Genomic DNA, 20,239 nt, shown 5'->3' on the forward strand with positions numbered 1-20,239 from the left:
GGCGGGATAGAAGTTATCCACGAGCGGTAAAAAGAAGGCCCAGTCGCTACGCGACTAGGCCTTCAAAAAGGTATTAAATGCTTCTTAACTTACAAGCATTACGCATTAAGCGCTGTTTTTTACGTCTTTTATCGGCTAAGCCTTTGCTGTTTTCAATCCTGCCAGCCCGGTGTCGAAGTAGCGTCTTGTTTCTTCTACGACAACATGACGAAGTGCGATTAAACCAATCAGGTTTGGAATGGCCATTAGACCGTTAACAATGTCAGCGATTACCCAGATCATATCGAGATGTAAGAAAGCGCCTGAACCAACTAAGGCAATGAAGATGATTTTGTAAGGAAGGACCGCTTTCGTGCTCATTAAGAATACCACGCAGCGTTCACCATAATAGTTCCAGCCAAGTATTGTGGTAAAAGCAAAGAACATGAGACCAACCGATACCAGCATTGGTCCAACCGTCTGCGAGTCGAGGCCAACGGAAAACGCATGTGTCGTCATAGCAGCACCTGCAAAGTCACTCTGCCATGCTCCTGTCAGAATCAGGGCTAAACCTGTCATGGTGCAGATAATGATGGTATCAAAGAAAGTACCAGTCATTGAGATTAGACCTTGTTTCACACATGAATCTGTTTTCGCAGCGGCGGCAGCCATAGGCGCACTACCTAGCCCAGATTCATTTGAAAATACACCACGAGCGATACCCGATTGAATTGCGAGCATGATACTTGCGCCCAAGAAACCACCTGTTGCAGCCGTCTGGCTAAAGGCTGAAACCAGTACAAGTTCGACAGCCCCAATTAGTTGGTCTGCGTTCATGACGATGACGCTTATACACGCCGCGACATAAAGTAAAGCCATAGTCGGAACTACCTTACCCGCGACTTTCGCGATCGATTGGATACCGCCTAATGTCACGAATGCAACTAATAGTGTCAGCACGACCGCTGAGATTTCTCTCGAGATCCCAAACGAAATCTCGCTAGCATCTAAAATCGCATTGACCTGTGGGAAAGTACCGATACCAAAGCAAGCGACGCCTAGGGCAAAGATCGCGAATAGGGTAGCCAGTGCTTTTGAACCAACACCATATTGCAAGTAGTACATCGGGCCGCCAATCATCTCGCCGTTTGCATCCTGCTTACGATACTTTACCGCAAGAAGACACTCCGCGTATTTGGTCGCCATGCCAAATAAAGCCGCAAGCCACATCCAAAACAGTGCGCCAGGCCCACCGAGTTTGATTGCTGTCGCAACCCCAACGATATTACCGGTACCGATAGTGGCAGAGAGGGCAGTGCAAAGTGCAGCAAAGCTAGAGACATCGCCTTGCTGGTTAGAGTCATCTTTACTGAAAACCATTTTAAGCGCGGTCGGAAGGTGTCGAAACTGGATTAAACCTAAACGAAAAGTAAAGTAGACACCGGTGCCAACGAGCAACAGTAAAAGTGGTGGACCCCAGACAAAATTGTCGATGGTGATAAGTAAAGATTGAAGGTTATTCATGGTTTCCCCTTAAGTGATAATGCTTAATTAAGGAGAAGAGGGAAAGGAAAAGATCGACGATCTCTTAAAACGGCAGGCCAAAGGACAATGCAGTTGTATTATAGCTTTCCACTCCTCTGTCCTTTTGCCTGAGAGTTTCACTTTGCTTGGCAAAGCTTGCTCCTTCGGCGACCGATTTAACGGTTCTCTCCAGAGGTTCCTCCAACTACAGTCCACGCTACCTAGGTAGCACCTGAAAGATTTACTTCTTCGGTAGGTTATTGTGTCCAAGTGTTAATACTTGGTTAATAACCGCTCTCCTGCAGTCTTCATCGGAACGATTATCCATTTTTAGGATAAAAGTTAGTTAACAATACTGGCTATAGTTAACGTGTGAACTCTATCATGTTCTGGATGCAATGCAATATGAAATTCTCATGGAATTCACTGTTATATGGTTTGATGATTTGCTGGGTCTTGTCGTATCTATGATGTCATAATGACGCATTTGATTTCTGTGTCTTTATGACTCGATAAATGAGGTGGCATGGTTAAGTTGTTGTATTTGTGAGGATTTAATTTTTGGCAAGGTTAATGCAATGAGAGTGGTAAATATAAGAACGAACCTAGTGAGGTCGATATGATTGCTCAACCAACTGAAAAGAACTTCATCCAGCTACTTACATTTTCAAATTCGGCGCTTGTGATAACTGCGATTGCATTTGTTGTAAGTGTCCTAGTTTCTTACCCGTTTGCCGATCAATTTACTCTTAATCAACAAGTGGCGGCACATATCAGCACCATACTGATCGCGGCTTTCTTGAAAGTTAGTTACGTACTCCGCTGCTTGGCACAGTACAATTTGGGGTTGGAAGTTAGGTAGATGATAATAAAAAAGCGCCAAACGGCGCTTTTTAAAATCCGGTAAAGCTTTTAGAAGTAGTTCGCGTCAACGAGTTCACTCGCTTGTGCCGATTTCACTTCTTCACGAGCTTCAAGCCAAGCCAAAACTTGCGATTTTTGCTCTTCGGTTACGTCTTGGTAACGCTCTGAACAACAAACAAAGCCTTCAAATAGTTCTAGGCCGCCGCCGCCAAAACATAAGCCTAATGAGTCAACAAAATCGATAAACTCGTCCACAAATACATCATAACGATCAAAGTCGTTAATGGTCGTTTCGCAGCTTAGGTCAAAGCCAAGCATTGCAAATTCGCCCAAGAAGAGTTTTTTCTGAATACGACGTTTTTTGTTGTCTAATTTATATGGTTTCATGCTTGTATCTCTTTGGTAGTTGATAGCTCTTTATACCTTAATTACTTGAGCTAACCAAACAAAATGCTAGCCTAAAGAGAGAAGTGTCTAATCCTTGTTCATTGAATAGTAGGGCAAACTATGGCTTTGATTTTATTACACACTAAATGAACGCTTCTCTGACTATTTCGTAGCAAAAATGGTATAAAGTAATGGAGATAGAGCCTACCTAAGGAGAGGTTATGACAAGGTTACTTGCTATTGTTTTTTGTATCGCTCTTGCGTTCGTGTTGATTCGTTATCGCACGAGTGAAAAGCTACAAAAATATGTTGTGGCTACTTTGCTTTCTGGCTTTTTAATCTACACAGCGACATTGATGGTCACAGAGCTGATACGCTAATTGTTAGGAGCGGAAAATTGAACGAACAAACCGAAAACCAAGAAAATGATGATGTTGTCGTCATAGAGGAGCGTGACAAGCGGACTCACCTCTACATTATCATTGCTGGAGTTTTAGGCTTAGCACTCGGTGGCTTGATTGGTTCATCACTAACAGCCAAACAGTGGGAATCGACTTACCATACTTTGGAACAGCGCTATGAAACGCTAGCGGCAGACAAACAACAAATGGTTGTCCGCGTAGAAGAAAAAGTCGCAAAGGTTGATGTCGAAGTCGAAGAAAAACTCAAGCAAGCAATGGCAGATCAAGAGGCATCTTATCAATCATCGATAGGTCAATTGGAGAATCAAATTAAAGAGCTAGAGAAAGTGAACCTCTCACTGGAAGAGCAGCTGACCGATCAGAAGCAGCAAATCGACACTGTAAGCAGTCAAAATACCAAGCTGAACCGCCAAGCTGACATTCAGGCAACTATGTTCGAACGTTCTCGAGAGCTCTTCCAGCAAGAGCTCAAAGTGAAACTCGAATTAGAAGCGTTAGAGAAAGAGCGTGAAGAGTTAGAGCCTAAACTCGTCACGTTGAAAAAGGCTTGTGATGTGTACTTAGAAGGTACTTCTTGGGATGCGAAGTCAGACTCTTGTGATAAGCAAGATGAGGCGAGTGCCCGTTTAAGTCAGGTTCAACAAATGATTCGAGTACATCAAATGGACCTTAAACAGATGAAAGCACTTTCAGAACAGCTTGGTCTATAGTCTAGTGTTAGGGTTTACTCAATATGGAACGTCTCTTAGGAGGCGTTTTTTATTTGTGTGTGAAAGTAATTGAAATAAATCGATAGAGGGCGCTACGAACTGCTCAAATTGCGCTACTGTTTATATTAACAGAAGTGTTAGCAGGAACCATGATGCCACTTTTTAAGCTTACTGAGGGAGTTCAAGTTCTCGTTTATGTTGCCTATGTAGCAGCAGTTGCCCTGATGTCCCATGATTTACTCCTACAATCCCACCCCTGGGGTTTCGCTTACTATCTGTTTCCGTTATTTCTGATTGTTGCCTTGATTGTAAAATCCTTCTCGTTTAAGCATCTTTTTGCGTTTGCAGCGACGGCTTTGTTCCTATTTGGTGGTCTAATTCATCCATTTCCGCTTTCGGCCGTTGAGTGGTCTTTAATCTTACTTCCTCTATGTTACGTCGTCTTATTTCCGGGGTCATTATGGCCAGTGGCTGTTTGTGCTGCGCTGATTAACGGTTACCTATATCAACTGTCTATTGAAGACTTTCAGGCCTATATAGATCTATCCGTCTTAGTCACAGGCGTGACAGTATTGATGACGTTAATGACGTACTTGTATGTAAAGACTAAGCAGCAAGCCGAGGATTTCAAAAGCGAGAGTCAGACTGACTACTTAACTCAGCTGCCAAATATCAGCGCTTACAAAGAAGATGTAGCACGGGTCAATGAAAATAATTCGACTCACTTTGGCCTTATTCATATCGGTTTAGATGGGTTTAAAAATGTGAATGATCGTTTGGGTTACCGCCACGGTGATGATTTGCTGGTCGCGTTTGCCCACCATATTAGAGAAGTGGTTCATAAAGATGGCAAAGTGTACCGGTTTGGTGGTGATGAGTTTGTGGTCTTGGTTGAGAGTGAAAGCTTGCTCGTGAAGCTCGAAGATTTGGTTATCGAACTCAACAAACACCAAAGAATGATGTTCAGTGTCGATAACACGTCTCATCGCTTAACTTTTAGTATGGGGGTTGCGCTTGCAGAAGATGCGCTCGCAAGTAAGGAAGTGTGGGAGAAGAACGCAGACTTTGCGCTGTTTAAAGCGAGGACAGACGGCACTTCCACAGTTTGTTGGTTTAATGATGAATTGCTAGGGGAAACCATCAGACTTCACCAAATCGAGACAGAAATTAAATCGGCGCTCGAAAACGATCAGTTTGAACTCAAATTTCAACCAAAAGTCTCTATTCAAACAGGAAAGATTTCGGGAGCAGAAGCATTACTTCGTTGGAACCACCCTCAACTTGGAACGATTCCTCCGAGTGAGTTTATTCCGGTAGCTGAAAAAACAACGCAGATCGTTCCAGTCGGTCATTGGATACTCTACGAGGCATGTCGTCAAGCTAAGCGATACCACGATGAAGGAACGCCAATATGCATTGCAGTTAACGTATCCACAGTGCAGTTCGCACACGCTGACCTGTTCGAAGTGGTTTGTAAAGCACTCAAAGAAACCCAGTTACCTTCTTATCTGCTTCAGCTAGAGATCACCGAATCGTCACTTATGAGTGATCCAGAAAACATCACTGATATTTGTCGTCAACTTAGGGCGATAGGCGTGACCATCGCTATTGATGACTTTGGTGTTGAGTATTCGTGCTTGAAATATCTTAAACAGCTGCCTATCGATATCATCAAAATTGATAAATGTTTTGTTGATGAATGTGCAATCCAACACTCGGATAGAATCTTGATAAGGATGATTATCCAGATGGGCCAAAACCTAGGCTTTAAGCTGGTGGCTGAAGGAGTGGAATACCAAGAGCAGCTTACTGTCCTAGAAGAGGAGGGGTGCGATTATTATCAAGGGTATCTGTTTTCTCAACCATTAACGCGCGATGAGTTTGCTTCGATGATGAGACAGACCCAATTAAGCTCCACGGCAGTCAATATGTGATACCAGCCTGAACAAATATCTGCGTAATACGTTTATACAAGTTGGGATCTAAGCCGCGGTTAAGCGGCTTAGATTGGATGTAGAGTTAGTGCGTCAGATAATGCTCAACAAACTCCGTTACCTTGACCATATCGTCAATGGCGATGAACTCTTCGGTAGTGTGAACCTTAGACATACCCGTTGACACATTAACCGTTGTTAATCCTTTGGCATTGAAGTTGTTCGCATCGCTACCACCACCTGTCCCTTTAGTAAATGGTGCAGCGCCAATTGCCTCAAACGAGGCTTTAACCGCTTCGATGTGCGGATGGTCATCAGCAATCACAAAAGCATTGTATGCACGAGTAGACTCAATGTCGACTTTAGCGCCGTGTTTTTCTGCGGCAGCTTGGAAAGTTTCAATCATGTGTTCGACTTGGGCTGTAAGCTTGTCATCATTAAGCGAACGCGCTTCAGCAACAACCTTAAGCTCTGGCATAACAATGTTTGTTGCGCCGCCACCTTGAACGATACCAATATTAGCCGTCGTTTCTGCGTCGATACGAAGCAGTTTCATTTGAGTGATAGCGTCTGCTGCTACTTGAATTGCACTAATGCCTTCTTCAGGCGCTAATCCGGCATGAGCCGGGCGGCCGATGTAGTTGGCAATGATCTTTTGTTGGCCAGGCGCCGCATTGACGATAGTGCCAATTGGACCGCCAGTATCAAGTACGATGGCTTTGTCTGATTGAATATAAGACATGTCGAAATGTTCAGAGCCAAACAATCCACCTTCTTCATGCACAGTGAAGGCGAGTTCGATGGTCTTGTGTGCAATATTTTGAGCTTGGATCGAGCGAACCGCTTCCATAATTGCAGCAATGCCAGACTTATCGTCACCACCAAGAATCGTATTGCCTTTTGAGCGGATGATACCATCTTCAATGATTGGTTCGATGCCAACCCCTGGGGACACTGTGTCCATGTGACAGCTTAAAACAATGCTGCCTTCTAGTTGACCCTCGAGACGAGCGTAGACGTTAAAACCATTGGAGATATCTTCAGGAACAGGCAGTTTATGGACGGTAAAGCCAAGTCCACCTAACTGCTCAGATAAGGCCTCAGCAATCGCTTTTTCATTGCGCGACTCGCTGTCAATTTTAATGAGTTGGATAAAGTGTTCAACCAGACGTTCACGGTTAATTAGTGTCATTTTTATATCTCGTGTAGGAACAGAACGATAACCATATCGCTGTCCAACACGAGAAAGCCTGCGTTAAATCAAACTATTTACCGATCAGAGAGTCAATTTTCTGTAAGACCGATCGGATCAGGCGGGGAGGGGCTTAAAGTAGTTTTATGAAGCTTCGACCGATGAGGCCGTCAACAATGTGTTTGGCATCATCACCGAAAATTGCAGTGGCCGTTTGATGAAGATGAACGATGAATGTACGTGCAAACATCTGTTCACGTTCCCCTTTGCTAATCTGTGACAGGATTAAGCACAAGATCGCGCGAAAATTCTTTTTCTCAAGCGCTAGATCCCAACTGCTCTCAAACTTTTCTAAGTCGTTTTTAAAGTCGATATGGTCTGAGAATTGTTTTAGTAAACGTCCCTGAAGTGCGTCGAGGAAGTCGGTTTTCTTCGGGAAGTGGTGGCTGATCCCTGTGCGAGATACACCGGTTTCTTTACTTAACGTGGTGTATGACATGGCGTCATAACCATTCTCTAGCAACTGTCTTGTGACCGTATCTAAAATAAGATTAATGGTCATTAAAGTATCTTCTTTACTACGCTTTGGCATGTTGATGAGCAGGTATCGTTATTATAAGAAGGTCGTATTGTAATGCATTGCAATACGAATGACCATAAAAATGTGGCGTAATCTAGTTCTACTTAGAATAAACGTGTAGAAATCAAAGGTTAGCTAGTATTTATCTCTGGGTGTAAAATAAATGTTACTTTGCATTTTGTTTAAGTTATTGATTTGGTTTATTTAAATTGTTTTGTTTTTTCATATTTACACTTTTTAATAACAATTCGATCACATTGAATCTCAAGCGCTCCCATTCACTTATCCCTCTGTATGCGCAAACTTATAGGAACGACATGGCAGTAATATTGAACAGAGGGATAATAATGAACCAATCGCACAACCCATTAGGTACAGACGGCTTCGAGTTTGTTGAATACACCGCAGCGAATGAAAAAGGTATAGAAGAACTGAAAACATTGTTTCGTTCTCTAGGGTTTGCTGAAGTAGCAAAACATCGTTCGAAGGAAGCTTGGCTTTACCGCCAAGGCGAGGTGAATTTTATTGTCAATGCTCAACCACACAGTCAAGCACACGCTTTTGCGAAGATTCATGGCCCTTCAGTCTGTGGTATGGCTTTTCGTGTTGCTGACTCTGCTATGGCGATGAAACAAGCGTTAAGCAATGGTGGAAAGGAATACATCACCGAAATTGGCCCAATGGAGTTAAGCATTCCAGCGATTTACGGCATTGGGGAAAGTTTACTTTATTTCGTCGATCGCTATCAGGATGGCAGCATCTACGAAGTGGATTTTCGTTTTTACGAGGACGCAGAAGAGCGTTTGAAAAAGATGGACGTTGGCTTGTACGAAATCGATCACCTTACTCATAATGTTAAGCAGGGCAACATGGATCTTTGGTCTGGCTTCTATGAGCGTATCGGTAACTTCAGAGAGATCCGCTATTTCGACATCGAAGGCAAACTGACCGGTCTGGTGAGTCGAGCTATGACGGCACCATGTGGAAAAATCCGAATTCCTATCAATGAGTCCTCAGACGACAAGTCTCAAATCGAAGAGTTTATTCGTGAATACAATGGGGAAGGGATTCAACATATCGCATTGACGACCGATGACATCTACCAAACTGTAGAGACGCTCAGATCTCGCGGTATGGACTTCATGCCAACGCCTGATACGTATTACGAAAAAGTGAATGATCGCGTTGAAGGCCACAAAGAGGATATTTCAAGACTGCGTGATTTGAGAATCTTGATTGATGGCGCACCAACGAAAGATGGCATCTTACTGCAGATCTTTACCCAAACCGTGATTGGCCCTGTTTTCTTTGAAATTATTCAGCGCAAAGGTAATGAAGGTTTCGGCGAGGGTAATTTTAAAGCGCTATTTGAGTCGATAGAAGAAGATCAGATTCGCCGCGGGGTGCTAGACGATGCATAAATGGATCACATTCCCTCACCGGGAGGGAGTGTGCTCCAAGCAAGCACACGCCGATTTTCCCGAAGAGGCGATTTATGAGCGAGAAGCTGGGCGCAGCGGATTTTTTGGCCCCGCATCGCATTTTCATCATCAACACGCACCTACAGGCTGGAGTGAATGGGAAGGGGACTTAAAACCTCGCGCCTTTAATTTCAACTTGGTTGAAGAGTCTAGCCAGCATTCACCTTGGAACGTTCCGCCTCTCTTGCACAATGCGAATTGTAAGATCCGTGTATGGAAACTCAGCGATGCTATGAGTCACCTAGTTAGAAACTCTGATGGTGACGAGCTTTTATTTATCCACCAAGGTAGCGCAGGTCTCTATTGTGATTATGGTCACCTAGAAGTGTCAGAAGGTGACTATGTGATGATCCCTCGCTCGACTAACTGGCGGCTAGAGCCCAACGAACCGATGTTTGTTCTCATGGTTGAAAATACAGATGCTGCTTACACTCTTCCAGAAAAAGGAATGGTGGGTAATCATGCTGTGTTTGATCCTGCTGTGCTAGATGTACCGGCAATTGATGACGCATTTAAAGCGCAATATTCTGAGCAAACGACACAAGTCCATATCAAACGTCACGATCAAGTGAGTGTTGTGACATACCCGTTTAATCCACTTGATGCGATTGGTTGGCATGGCGACTTGTCGGTCGTTAGAGTGAACTGGCGTGACATTCGGCCTTTGATGTCTCACCGTTATCATCTTCCGCCATCGGCTCATACTACCTTTGTTGGCCAAGGGTTTGTGATATGTACTTTTGTTCCAAGACCTATCGAAAGTGACCCAGGTGCGCTCAAAGTGCCTTTTTATCATAACAATGATGACTATGACGAAGTGCTGTTTTACCACGCTGGTGACTTTTTTAGCCGTGACAATATTGAAGCGGGTATGGTGACTTTTCATCCGGCGGGATTTACTCATGGCCCTCATCCTAAAGCGTTCAAAGCGGGTCAAGCACACAAGAAAAAGTTCACCGATGAAGTTGCCGTAATGATTGATACAAGGCACGCACTGCAATTTAGTGATGTGGCACAAAGCGTCGAAAATAAACAGTACGTATACAGTTGGAAAGAGAATATCTAAGGGATTTAGTATGAAGTTAGCCACCCTAAAAAACAGCAGCCGAGACGGACTGTTGGTTGTAGTAAGCAAAGATTTACAAAAGTGCGTTGCTGTTCCTGATATTGCGGAAACACTACAGTACGCCTTGGATCATTGGGAGAGGGTCGAACCTCAGCTGAAAGAGATGTATGTCGCGTTAAACAATGGTGAGTTGGCTCAAGAGCTGCCATTTGAGCAGAGCCAGTGTGAATCTCCACTACCTCGTGCATTTCAGTGGGCAGATGGTTCAGCCTATGTTAACCATGTAGAACTGGTGAGAAAAGCGCGTGGAGCCGAAATGCCGCCGAGTTTTTGGACCGATCCTTTGATGTACCAAGGTGGATCTGATGCGTTTATTGGCCCCTACGATGACATACCTGTTGGCAGTGAAGAGTGGGGGATCGATTTTGAAGGAGAAGTGGCGGTGATTACTGGGGATGTGTCAATGGGCGTCGCACCAGAGCAAGCACAGTCGGCAATCAAGTTAGTGATGTTAGTCAATGATGTATCACTTCGTGGCCTAATACCCAATGAGCTCGCGAAAGGCTTTGGCTTTTTCCAATCTAAGCCTTCTTCAGTTTTCTCGCCTGTCGCGGTGACACCAGATGAACTTGAAGACGCATGGGATGGCGGCAAAGTGAGTCTACCACTGCTAAGTCACTATAACGAAGAACCATTCGGCTGTCCTAATGCTGGGGTAGACATGACTTTCGATTTCACAGAGCTTATTGCACATGCGGCGAAAAGTAGGCCTTTATCTGCAGGGGCGATCATTGGCTCAGGTACCGTTTCTAATAAGCAGGGTACTGATTTTGGCACGGCAATTTCAGAAGGCGGTGTCGGTTATTCGTGCATTGCAGAAGTACGCATGATTGAAACGATTAGAGATGGTGCGCCCACGACCAGTTTTATGAAGTTTGGTGATCGAATAAAGATTGAAATGCTTGATAATCAGGGCAGTTCAATTTTTGGTGCCATCGACCAGCAAGTGGTGAAATATGAGTGATCGGATTCTCTATGGTTACTGGCGTTCATCCGCCGCCTATCGAGTCAGAATTGCCCTCAATTTAAAAGGGCTAGATTACCAACAACGTTCAGTTCATTTGCTAAAAAACGGTGGTGAGCAACATAAAGAAGACTTTGCAAATCTTAACCCCAATGAGCTGATACCAGTTCTGGTGGATGGTGAGTTTGTTTTGAATCAGTCGTTGGCCATTATGGACTATTTAGACGAACAGTACCCAGACATATTGCTCACTCCGAAAGAGTTGGAGAGGCGTTATCTAGTCAAAGCGATGGCTCAAGATATTGCAATTGATATCCACCCATTGAACAATTTGCGAGTGCTGCAGTTTCTGAGCAATGACATTGGTATTGATGAATCAGACAAGCTTCGTTGGTATAAACATTGGATAGAAAAAGGATTTGGCGCTTTAGAGAAACGCTTGAGTCTTACCAAAGGCCGTTACTGTGTTGGGGATGAAGTCTCGCTGGTGGATGTTTGCTTGGTACCACAGGTTTACAATGCGCATCGATTTAACATCGATATGTCTCTTTTCCCGAATATTAATTGTGTGACGGTGTCACTTAATGAGTTGAAGGCGTTTCAGCAAGCTTTGCCTGAGGCTCAACCCGATGCGGATGTAATTTCGCAGTAGCGACAATGTTTCTACCGCCTTCTTTGGCTCGATAAAGTGCCTGATCGGACTGCTCGATCAGGTCCTTTATATTATCTCCCTTCACAGGCTCAGTCATCGCGACACCTACGCTAACCGTGACAACATCAGAACAAGAAGAGTATCGATGAGCCAGTCGACTATTCTCAACTTCGAAGCGAATATCTTCTGCTATATCAATGGCGCTGATAAGGTCTGTGTTAGGTAGGACTGCCGCGAATTCTTCTCCACCCACTCGAGCAAAAAAACACGTAGGGCTAGGCAGTTCAATGAGGCTTAAAGTGTTGGCGACTGTTTGTATCGCTCGATCGCCTGAGACGTGCCCATAGTTATCGTTGTATGCCTTGAAATGGTCAATGTCGAATAAAATGATACAAACGTTTTGGTTGAGTTCTATGGCTTGGGACCATATCTGCTCAATGTACTGATTAAAGTAAGTGCGGTTCTTCAATCCTGTCAAAGCATCTTGCTCTGCAAGGAGGGTGATTTCTTTATTGGCTTTACTAAGCTCGGCGATAAGCTGCTCTTTTTCAATCGCGTCTGAGATTCTATCAATTGAACGTTTGTGGAGAATTTTTGAATATAGGCTGACGTAGATGATCCCCGCAGTGGTAATGACAAAAACTTCGAAGTGCAGGTTTAACACGAAGAAAAAATAGAGAGACAGTGGTGCCATTAACGACCAGAAATAGGTCTGTAGTGAAGCGATCGAATTGATATGGAAAATAGTGCCCGCATAAGCAAGTGCCGTCACCCAAATTGTGGTGGAGAGCAGGTTAGCTTGAGCATCGATTTGAATAAACCAAATCGAGCCTAAAGACCAAACAAAGCCTAATAATGAACGCGTAGACAGAAGGCAAAACCAGTTAAATTTTGTCATGCAACGACTGATAATGTTGGGCTTGAGAGCCTTATCGAGTACGAATCGAATTGCGATAACACTAGGGAACAAAACACACCAAGCAATGAGCTGCGTTGTTGTACCGTATAGAGAGAAAGAGATAGTAATAACAAGTGCGGCAAGTGCGCAATGAATGAGGGCAACCAATGGGAAGGCTTCAATCATCTCGAGGTGCTTCCGGCGAAATACCTCATTTGATAAGTTAAAATCCATTTTATAGATCGTCGTTCCATAAATTATTAGGGAAATTAACGTAATTGCTCTAGTTTGTAAATAGGTGGTAGAAGTAATTGTTTCACAAATGTTGGAATTAAAAAGGCTGCCTAATGGCAGCCTCTATTCTTCCTTGGAGAAACAAGCAGTTAGCGCATTTCGTTTGGCTGGCGCTCTCTTTGTTGTAGCTCGGCAATGTTGAATTGGCGCACATCCAGTGTCGCTAGGTCATTGCATTCTTTACATGAGTGATGGCACATTCCATCAATATACTCATGTTTTGTTAGCATACTTGGCTTTTTACACCAGTCGCAGATACCTTCGATAGTAAACATAGATTTCTCCCCACCTTGTTTATCAGGTGTTATTTTCGCGGCGGATTATGACATATTGAGCAGATGGTGGTTAAGCATTTGTTACTGTTAATGGGAGCGAGATCGATTGCGGAACCTTGAGTTTAGAAGGCTCTAGTATTTTCAAAAGAAACTGAATATCACTTTGTAACTATTTGTTAACTTCTTTGATTATGATCTTTAAGGCTTGGTTTAAGCGCTTCATCTCATCATGGCTGCCTTTCAAGTCAGGATGGTAGATCTTGCATAACTGCTTGTATCTCACCTTGATCTGTTTTTCGTTTGGAATGGTCGTTGGCGTATAACCAAAAATTGCACAAGCGACCGTTAAAGGTTTTTCCTTTTCTGACTTGTTTGGCATTGAACTTTTTGTCGTCGGTTTAGGCGCAGCTTGAAGCTTCTTGATGTGTTTGTACATCGTCTCAAGTTGTCGTTTTTGCTGCTTTAGGGTTTGCTCTCTGCGTTTTAACTCTCGTTCTAGCTTTACGAGCTGTCGCTTCGAGTCGGAGTCCGCGCTGTTTTGAGAACTTCTAAGGGCTCGATTTGCCTTGAGTTGCCAGGCAATGATCACCATTGAAAGAACTAAAACAGCGAGAGCGCCATAAAGAGGGTAGTGCGTTGCACGCTGACTTTGCTCAATAGAGCGCGCCTTTGGGCTGAGCTCTATCTCATTGGAATTAAACGCGACTTCTAGCTGGTCTATGGTGGCGACTTGCTTTGCACGCTGCGCATTGAATTGTTGTTCTAAAATACGAGCGTACGCTTCTTCAGCTTCAGGGTCTTTTTGCGAGGCAGCTTGATACCAAAGCTCAGCAAATTCTAGGTTGTCCGGTTTCTCAGACAGGCTCTCATAGAGTTGACCAAGTAACAGAGATGCTTGAGTGTTTCCTGCGTGCGCAGCCTTACTCAACCAGAAGATGGCGTGTTCATTGTCCGTTTTCGTTCCGAGACCTTTTATATACATCTTACCGAGTTGGACGGCGGCACTTTCGCTTCCTGACGTGGCTGCTTGTTCAAACCAATACAGTGCCTCGGGGTAGGATTGTTCGATTTGATTGCCTTCAAAGTATCGATTGGCAAGTTCGACTTGTGCATGGGTATTGTTGTTCTGGGCACTTTGAGTAAGCTCTTCAATAGATTGAGCGGATGCAATGGTGGAACTGAACAGAAAGAAAAGGAATAAAATGCGCAAATGAGCCTCAGTACTGATGCAAAACGAGCCAACTGTTTGATGAGTATATCAATGACTCATAAAAAATAGCTAATTTAGGGATAGGATTAAGCTGTTGAGCAACAAAAATGGCTTCCGAAGAAGCCATGAATAAGAGTGTATTCGTCGAGCCTGAACTTATTTTAGAGGCAGGATTTGAATTTCTACACGGCGGTTACATGCACGGCCTTGTGTAGTGTCGTTGCTGCAGAGTGGGTAACGTTCGCCGTTACCGCGTGCAATAGCACGGCCTGCTGCAACGCCTTGCGATACTAGGTAAGAGCGTACAGACTCGGCGCGATTTTCAGACAGCACTTGGTTTGTTTTATCGCTGCCTGTGCTATCAGTGTGACCATCAATCACTAAGCTGGTGTCAGGGTATTCGACAAGAATACGCGCAACACCGCGAAGCGTATTATGAATGCTCGGGTCAAGTGCGTATGAGCTAGACTGGAAGCCAATTCCGTTTTCTAGGCGAAGAAGAAGCTGATTTTCACCAACGCGCTCAACTTGAACGCCAGAATCAAGTAGTTCTTGGCGCAGAGCCGCTTCCTGCTGGTCGAAATAGTAGCCCACGCCACCACCGACAGCGGCGCCACCAGCAGCACCAATCAGTGCGTGTTGACGACGCTCTGTGGCATCATCACCAGTTGCTAAGCCAACAGCCGCGCCAGCAAGTGCACCGATAAGAGCGCCTTTAGCTGCTGAGTTTGTTTCAGTTTCACCTGTTGTTGCTGATTGACGTTGTGTCGCCTGACAACCGGTTAGAGCGATTGCAACTGCTAGTGCTAGTGTTACTTTTTTCACGTTAACATCTCCGTGTAATACTGGTTATCGCCAGTCTGTTTACTGGCATATCGTGGATAAGAGAATTAACCTAATGACATTCCCTATGTCAATGAAAAAGTCATAAATAGAGCATTTGATACAGCACCTGATTATTGTTTGCTCTATCTGAGCATCTTGGGAGCTTGTGCGCCATTGATAGGGCGATTGACCGAAACGGTGCGTCCTTTTTTGAGTCCAACTTCGTAATCTTCAGTGAGATTCTTCATTGCCTCTCTAAGCTGCTGCTTAAAGGTTTCACGGTCAATGTTTTTGAACTCTTTGTCGATATAATCGTCGATCTTTTTTGCAGATTCGTCATCAGGGGTGATGATCGGTAGCTTTTCTAATGCTCCTTCCACCCAGCCAGATAGGAATGAGTTAACACGGCGTGTCACTTCAACAGTTGAGGTACCGCTACCAGAAAAGCTATTACGGAATTTACCGGTCTGTTCATTCATTTCTCGGTAGACGATGTCAAAGGCAAACGCAGCAAAAATAGCGCGATCCGCTTCACCGATAAATTCGACACGTTTAAGGCCTTTATGGTTGAGTAGAACCGCTTCAACACCAAATTTGGTATTAATGCCACGAATGATGCGCAGTAGGTTCGAACCCACATTCGCTGGCAGCAGGTGGGTAGATTGGGTCTTGCCCATTTTAATGAACTCAATATCGTCTTTATCGAGGCCGTATTTCAGCATCAGACGATGAGCCATTTTAATCGCATTGGCTGCTTCGTTTACGTTGGCAGAGTTACCAAGCTCTAAACATTTTGCAATTTTCTTAAGGGCTTTCTTTTTATCCATCTACCGCGTTAAAACTCACTAATTTAACAAAGTCGGATATTTTAACGTTTTATGACAGAAAACGGAAATGACTTATTGTTATGAGGAACTAGGTCAATGGGTATAAAAAGGCCGCCTTATTTTGGCGGCCTACAGTGTTGTTTTGAAGCTCGATTTATATACCTAACTCATCAAGTAAATCGTTAGGGTTCATATCTGCTTCTGCAGCTTTACTTTTCGCTTTCATCTTCTGTTGAGTCTGCTCCAGAATCGTATCTGGGCATTCATCTTCAATCGCTTCAAACTCTTCCAATTGGATGAACTCGGTTTTATCCATTGCTAGCTCTAGGTAGAAGATGTTGCCTTGTTCAGTCGAGAACGTCACACGGCGCGCTTGTGGGCGGTCGAGGTTCGTATCGACAGAGAGGTTTACCTGTTTGTTAAGCGCTAACATCTTAGGCTGGTTTTGCGTGATATGCGTTTGAAGATCTTTACGCACTTGGTTGGTGAAGTTGCCAACCAGCTGGTTCATTAGCTCGCCAAGCACGTCTGCCACTTCGTCTGAGGTATGCAAAACGGCCAACTCTTCTTCAGGCATGCCCATATTACGCATGTAATTGGTGTAAACCTCTAGTGCAGCTTTAGAGGTGAAATTGATAACAACCAAGCCAGAGAATCCGCCGTCAAAGAGAACAAAACAACCAAAATCAGGCTTTAAACTCGTCTTGGTAATTTTTTGTACCATAGCAGAGTAAGAAACTTGTGAACTAGTTGCTGAGCTCAGTACGCTAGAAACGGACTGGCATAGCTTCAAAAGGATATCTTCCGTTGTGATGACTTTATTTTTCTTCATTGATGATTCGCTCATAGAGACACTTACTAAATTGATAGACTCTTTTATAAGTGTGGGAAAAAAATGCGATATGTTCCATTCTGACACTGCATTTCTGTTTTGATCACCCTTTTAAATGTTGTAAAGTGACCTAATTCAAATAATAGTCATAAATTTAGCGAACCCAGTGCTGATTGGATCAGCGTCGTAGGGGGCAGGAAGCAAATGTTACCAAGATTACATTCCCAGTCGGATGTCGATCCGATTGTTCTCAAATTTCTTAAATCACTGGAAGAATCAGGCTTTAGTGGCGATATCGAAAGCCAGTATTCAAGCCGCCTCGCGGTTTCTACCGATAACAGCGTCTATCAACAACTTCCACAAGCGGTTGTCCACCCTAAAAGTACGGACGATGTCATTCTTATTGGTAAGCTGAGTAGCGATTCGAAGTACGAGCGTATTACTTTCTCTCCACGTGGCGGTGGTACAGGCACTAACGGCCAATCGCTGACCAAAGGGATTGTGGTGGATCTCTCTCGACACATGAACAAAGTGTTAGAGATAAACGAAGAGGAAGGTTGGGTTCGTGTCCAAACCGGCGTGGTCAAAGATCAGCTTAATGATGCGGTTCGCCCATACGGTTATTTCTTCTCGCCGGATTTGTCTACCAGTAACCGAGCGACGCTTGGCGGTATGATCAATACCGATGCGTCCGGGCAAGGCTCATTAAAGTATGGTAAAACTTCCGACCATGTGCTCTCTCTGCAAGCGGTTTTTGCTGACGGTTCGTGCTTAGAGTCCGACTTGTCGAACGGTCTCCCAACCGAAGGGGAGTACGCGCATACGGCTTATCAAACGACTGAGCAGGTGTGTCGTGATAAACGCACTCAAATTGAAGCTAAGTTCCCGCCACTCAACCGATTTTTGACCGGTTATGACTTAAAAAATGCTCTGGATGTTGAGAACGACAAGTTCGATTTAACGCGAGTGTTGTGTGGTGCTGAAGGTTCACTCGCATTTATTACTGAAGCAAAACTTAACCTGACACCAATACCAAAGGCGCGTACTTTGGTGAATGTTAAATACAATAGCTTTGATTCTGCACTTCGTAACGCCCCATTTATGGTTGAAGCTCATGCTTTATCGGTAGAAACGGTAGACTCGCGAGTGCTTAACCTAGCCAAGCAAGACATTGTTTGGCACACCGTGAGTGACTTGTTGACCGACGTTCCTGGCAAAGACATGCAGGGCATCAACATGGTTGAGTTTGCGGGCCAGAACGAACAAGAAGTTCAGCAGCAAGTCGAGGCGTTAAGCCAGCGTCTTGAGTCGATGCTCGAAAACAACGAAGCGGGCATTATTGGTTACCAAGTGTGTAGTGACTTAGCGAGTATTGGTCGAATCTATAACATGCGCAAAAAGGCAGTAGGTCTACTTGGTGCCGCCAAAGGACGCGCTAAGCCCGTTGCCTTTGCTGAAGACACCTGTGTTCCACCAGAAAACCTAGCGGACTTTATTGCCGAGTTTCGTCAACTTCTAGATGCTAAATCGCTTAACTATGGCATGTTCGGCCACGTCGATGCTGGCGTATTGCACGTGCGTCCTGCTTTGGACTTGTGTGATCCGAAACAAGAAGCCCTAATGCATGAGATCTCTGATGAGGTGGTCAAGCTGGTGGCGAAATATGGCGGTCTAATGTGGGGTGAGCACGGTAAAGGTTTCCGTTCGGAATATGGCCCTGATTTCTTTGGTCAAGAGCTATTTACGGAACTGCGCCGAGTGAAGTCAGCATTTGACCCGCACAATAAGATGAACCCAGGTAAGATCTGTACGCCGCTTGAGAGTAATCAAGAGTTAGTCAAAGTGACCGATACCAAGCGTGGTTTCTACGATCGACAAATTGATGTCGAAGTAAGAGACAGCTTCAAACAAGCAATGGAGTGTAACGGCAACGGCTTATGCTTTAACTATGACACGGCATCACCGATGTGCCCTTCAATGAAAGTGACTGCGGATCGTCGACACTCTCCGAAAGGCCGAGCTGGCTTGGTGCGCGAATGGCTTCGTCAGTTGACCGACCAAGGGATTGATATTCTCGATTTGGAGCAACAAACCCTAAAAGGTGATAGCACCATCAAGAGCATGGTTGACCGAGCTCGAAATAGTCTAAACAGACGCCATGAGTACGACTTTTCACACGAAGTTTACGAAGCAATGAATGGTTGTCTTGCATGTAAAGCGTGTGCGAGCCAGTGTCCGATTAAGGTCGATGTACCAAGCTTCCGCTCTCGATTCTTAAATATTTACTACTCACGTTATCAACGCCCTGCAAAAGACTACTTGGTGGCGAATATCGAGACTATGCTGCCCCTACTTGCTAAAGCGCCTAAGCTGGTCAACGGCGCGTTGAAACAGAAATGGGTTCAGGATCTTACCGCTAAGTCGGTGGGTTATGTGGATTCCCCAATTTTGTCGGTTCCAACATTGAAGCAACGTTTGTCAGGCCTAAAGGAGTTCAACCTACAGGAGTTGGCTGCACTATCGGGACAAGATAAGCAGAATCACGTTGTTATCGTCCAAGACCCATTTACGAGTTACTACGACGCACAAGTGGTTGAAGACTTTGCGACCTTAGTTACCAAGTTGGGTAAAACGCCAATGCTGCTGCCTTTCAAGCCGAACGGAAAGGCGCAACACGTGAAAGGCTTCTTGAAAAAGTTCGCGGATAGCGCAAAAAATACCGCAGCCTTCCTTCAACAAGTTGCTGATGTTGGTGTTCCGCTGGTTGGTGTCGATCCTGCTTTGGTATTGTGTTATCGCGATGAGTACCAAGAGGTATTACAAGAGAAGCGCGGTGACTTCGAGGTTTTAACGGTTCATGAGTGGTTAGAGCCGAAGCTTGCTGAGTTTGAACAACAGGCGTCAAATGGTGACGAACCTTGGTATTTGTTCGCCCATTGTACCGAAAAGACCAAAATGCCAAACGCTGAGAAAGAGTGGGGCGCTATTTTTGCTCACTTTGGCGCAAGGCTGGATACCATCCCTGTAGGCTGTTGTGGTATGGCGGGTACCTTTGGTCACGAAGTCGATAAGTTGCAGATGTCGAAAGACATTTATGCTTTGAGCTGGAAACCGAGGTTACAAGACTTACCTCAAGAACGTTGCTTGGTCACGGGCTATTCGTGCCGTAGTCAGGTTAAGCGTTTTGAAGAGACTAAGGTAAAGCATCCTCTACAAGCGCTATTGAGTATCATCTAAAGTCGCATAGCCCAACGCCAGTCGTT

19 protein-coding genes and 1 riboswitch are annotated in these 20,239 nt (G+C 44.6%); of the genes, 9 read left to right on the top strand and 10 right to left on the bottom strand.

Translation table 11 applies throughout. The annotated features are described in order from the left end of the window. Nucleotides 1-135: 135 nt before the first annotated feature. Entirely contained in the window at nucleotides 136-1,503 is a 1,368-nt protein-coding gene (locus F0231_RS07550) for a sodium:alanine symporter family protein (RefSeq protein ID WP_171759117.1), read from the bottom strand. A gap of 106 nt (nucleotides 1,504-1,609) precedes the next feature. Next, a riboswitch (glycine riboswitch) is annotated at nucleotides 1,610-1,706 on the bottom strand. Nucleotides 1,707-2,122: 416 nt separating this feature from the next. Between F0231_RS07550 and F0231_RS20945 the strand changes: the two genes are divergently transcribed. Further along, on the top strand, nucleotides 2,123-2,365 hold the full coding sequence (locus F0231_RS20945; RefSeq protein WP_253825750.1) for a hypothetical protein: 243 nt from the start codon (nucleotides 2,123-2,125) through the stop codon (nucleotides 2,363-2,365). Between the two features lie 50 nt (nucleotides 2,366-2,415). Here the strand turns inward: F0231_RS20945 and F0231_RS07555 are convergent, their stop codons facing one another. Next, entirely contained in the window at nucleotides 2,416-2,754 is a 339-nt protein-coding gene (locus F0231_RS07555) for a 50S ribosome-binding protein YggL (protein ID WP_171759118.1), read from the bottom strand. Between the two features lie 221 nt (nucleotides 2,755-2,975). On the opposite strand from F0231_RS07555, the gene F0231_RS07560 reads away from it, so the two are divergent. From F0231_RS07560 to F0231_RS07570, 3 genes are all read left to right on the top strand, one after another. Next, nucleotides 2,976-3,134, top strand: coding sequence for a hypothetical protein (locus F0231_RS07560; RefSeq protein ID WP_171759119.1), 159 nt, complete (start codon nucleotides 2,976-2,978; stop codon nucleotides 3,132-3,134). Nucleotides 3,135-3,151: 17 nt separating this feature from the next. Next, on the top strand, nucleotides 3,152-3,886 hold the full coding sequence (locus F0231_RS07565; RefSeq protein ID WP_171759120.1) for a chromosome partitioning protein ParA: 735 nt from the start codon (nucleotides 3,152-3,154) through the stop codon (nucleotides 3,884-3,886). A 152-nt stretch (nucleotides 3,887-4,038) separates the two neighbouring features. Continuing rightward, nucleotides 4,039-5,820: a bifunctional diguanylate cyclase/phosphodiesterase gene (locus tag F0231_RS07570; RefSeq protein WP_171759315.1), complete on the top strand. Its 1,782-nt coding sequence runs from the start codon at nucleotides 4,039-4,041 to the stop codon at nucleotides 5,818-5,820. A gap of 85 nt (nucleotides 5,821-5,905) precedes the next feature. Here F0231_RS07570 and F0231_RS07575 read toward each other — a convergent pair whose 3' ends face one another. Both F0231_RS07575 and F0231_RS07580 read right to left on the bottom strand, forming a co-directional pair. Next, complete coding sequence (locus F0231_RS07575) at nucleotides 5,906-7,012, bottom strand: M20/M25/M40 family metallo-hydrolase (protein WP_171759121.1); 1,107 nt, start codon at nucleotides 7,010-7,012, stop codon at nucleotides 5,906-5,908. 133 nt (nucleotides 7,013-7,145) lie between these two features. Next, nucleotides 7,146-7,604, bottom strand: coding sequence for a TetR family transcriptional regulator (locus tag F0231_RS07580; protein ID WP_171759122.1), 459 nt, complete (start codon nucleotides 7,602-7,604; stop codon nucleotides 7,146-7,148). A gap of 335 nt (nucleotides 7,605-7,939) precedes the next feature. On the opposite strand from F0231_RS07580, the gene hppD reads away from it, so the two are divergent. The 4 genes from hppD to maiA are packed head-to-tail and all read left to right on the top strand — an operon-like array spanning nucleotide 7,940 to nucleotide 11,815. Beyond that, nucleotides 7,940-9,013 carry a 4-hydroxyphenylpyruvate dioxygenase gene (gene hppD / locus F0231_RS07585; RefSeq protein WP_171759123.1) on the top strand — a complete coding sequence of 358 codons (1,074 nt, stop codon included), beginning with the start codon at nucleotides 7,940-7,942 and terminating at the stop codon, nucleotides 9,011-9,013. After that, the gene (locus F0231_RS07590; protein ID WP_171759124.1) at nucleotides 9,006-10,139 is read left to right on the top strand and encodes a homogentisate 1,2-dioxygenase; all 1,134 of its coding nucleotides are present in this window, start codon (nucleotides 9,006-9,008) and stop codon (nucleotides 10,137-10,139) included. Before hppD ends, F0231_RS07590 begins: the two co-directional genes overlap by 8 nt. 10 nt (nucleotides 10,140-10,149) lie before the next feature. Beyond that, nucleotides 10,150-11,163 carry a fumarylacetoacetate hydrolase family protein gene (locus F0231_RS07595; protein WP_171759125.1) on the top strand — a complete coding sequence of 338 codons (1,014 nt, stop codon included), beginning with the start codon at nucleotides 10,150-10,152 and terminating at the stop codon, nucleotides 11,161-11,163. Then, nucleotides 11,156-11,815: a maleylacetoacetate isomerase gene (gene maiA / locus F0231_RS07600; RefSeq protein ID WP_171759126.1), complete on the top strand. Its 660-nt coding sequence runs from the start codon at nucleotides 11,156-11,158 to the stop codon at nucleotides 11,813-11,815. The genes F0231_RS07595 and maiA overlap by 8 nt, the downstream gene beginning before the upstream one ends. On the opposite strand, the gene F0231_RS07605 is transcribed toward maiA, so the two are convergent. From F0231_RS07605 to F0231_RS07630, 6 genes are all read right to left on the bottom strand, one after another. Next, nucleotides 11,745-12,899, bottom strand: a complete 1,155-nt coding sequence (locus F0231_RS07605) for a GGDEF domain-containing protein (RefSeq protein ID WP_253825751.1) — start codon at nucleotides 12,897-12,899, stop codon at nucleotides 11,745-11,747. The two genes, maiA and F0231_RS07605, sit on opposite strands and share 71 nt — an antisense overlap. A 197-nt stretch (nucleotides 12,900-13,096) precedes the next feature. Further along, on the bottom strand, nucleotides 13,097-13,282 hold the full coding sequence (locus F0231_RS07610; protein ID WP_171759128.1) for a hypothetical protein: 186 nt from the start codon (nucleotides 13,280-13,282) through the stop codon (nucleotides 13,097-13,099). Nucleotides 13,283-13,451: 169 nt separating this feature from the next. Further along, nucleotides 13,452-14,492, bottom strand: coding sequence for a J domain-containing protein (locus F0231_RS07615; protein ID WP_171759129.1), 1,041 nt, complete (start codon nucleotides 14,490-14,492; stop codon nucleotides 13,452-13,454). Between the two features lie 156 nt (nucleotides 14,493-14,648). Further along, a complete protein-coding gene (locus F0231_RS07620) occupies nucleotides 14,649-15,317 on the bottom strand; it encodes an OmpA family protein (protein WP_171759130.1) in 669 nt (222 codons plus the stop codon). A 143-nt stretch (nucleotides 15,318-15,460) separates the two neighbouring features. Continuing rightward, nucleotides 15,461-16,144 (bottom strand): DUF2786 domain-containing protein, encoded by a 684-nt coding sequence (locus F0231_RS07625; RefSeq protein WP_171759131.1) that lies wholly within the window; start codon nucleotides 16,142-16,144, stop codon nucleotides 15,461-15,463. Nucleotides 16,145-16,298: 154 nt separating this feature from the next. Continuing rightward, the gene (locus tag F0231_RS07630) at nucleotides 16,299-16,976 is read right to left on the bottom strand and encodes a DUF3334 family protein (protein ID WP_171759132.1); all 678 of its coding nucleotides are present in this window, start codon (nucleotides 16,974-16,976) and stop codon (nucleotides 16,299-16,301) included. A 204-nt stretch (nucleotides 16,977-17,180) separates the two neighbouring features. Between F0231_RS07630 and F0231_RS07635 the strand changes: the two genes are divergently transcribed. Next, the gene (locus F0231_RS07635; protein WP_171759133.1) at nucleotides 17,181-20,213 is read left to right on the top strand and encodes an FAD-binding and (Fe-S)-binding domain-containing protein; all 3,033 of its coding nucleotides are present in this window, start codon (nucleotides 17,181-17,183) and stop codon (nucleotides 20,211-20,213) included. Nucleotides 20,214-20,239 lie beyond the last annotated feature (26 nt).

The organism is Vibrio sp. RE86, assembly GCF_013114545.1.
GTDB lineage: Bacteria > Pseudomonadota > Gammaproteobacteria > Enterobacterales > Vibrionaceae > Vibrio.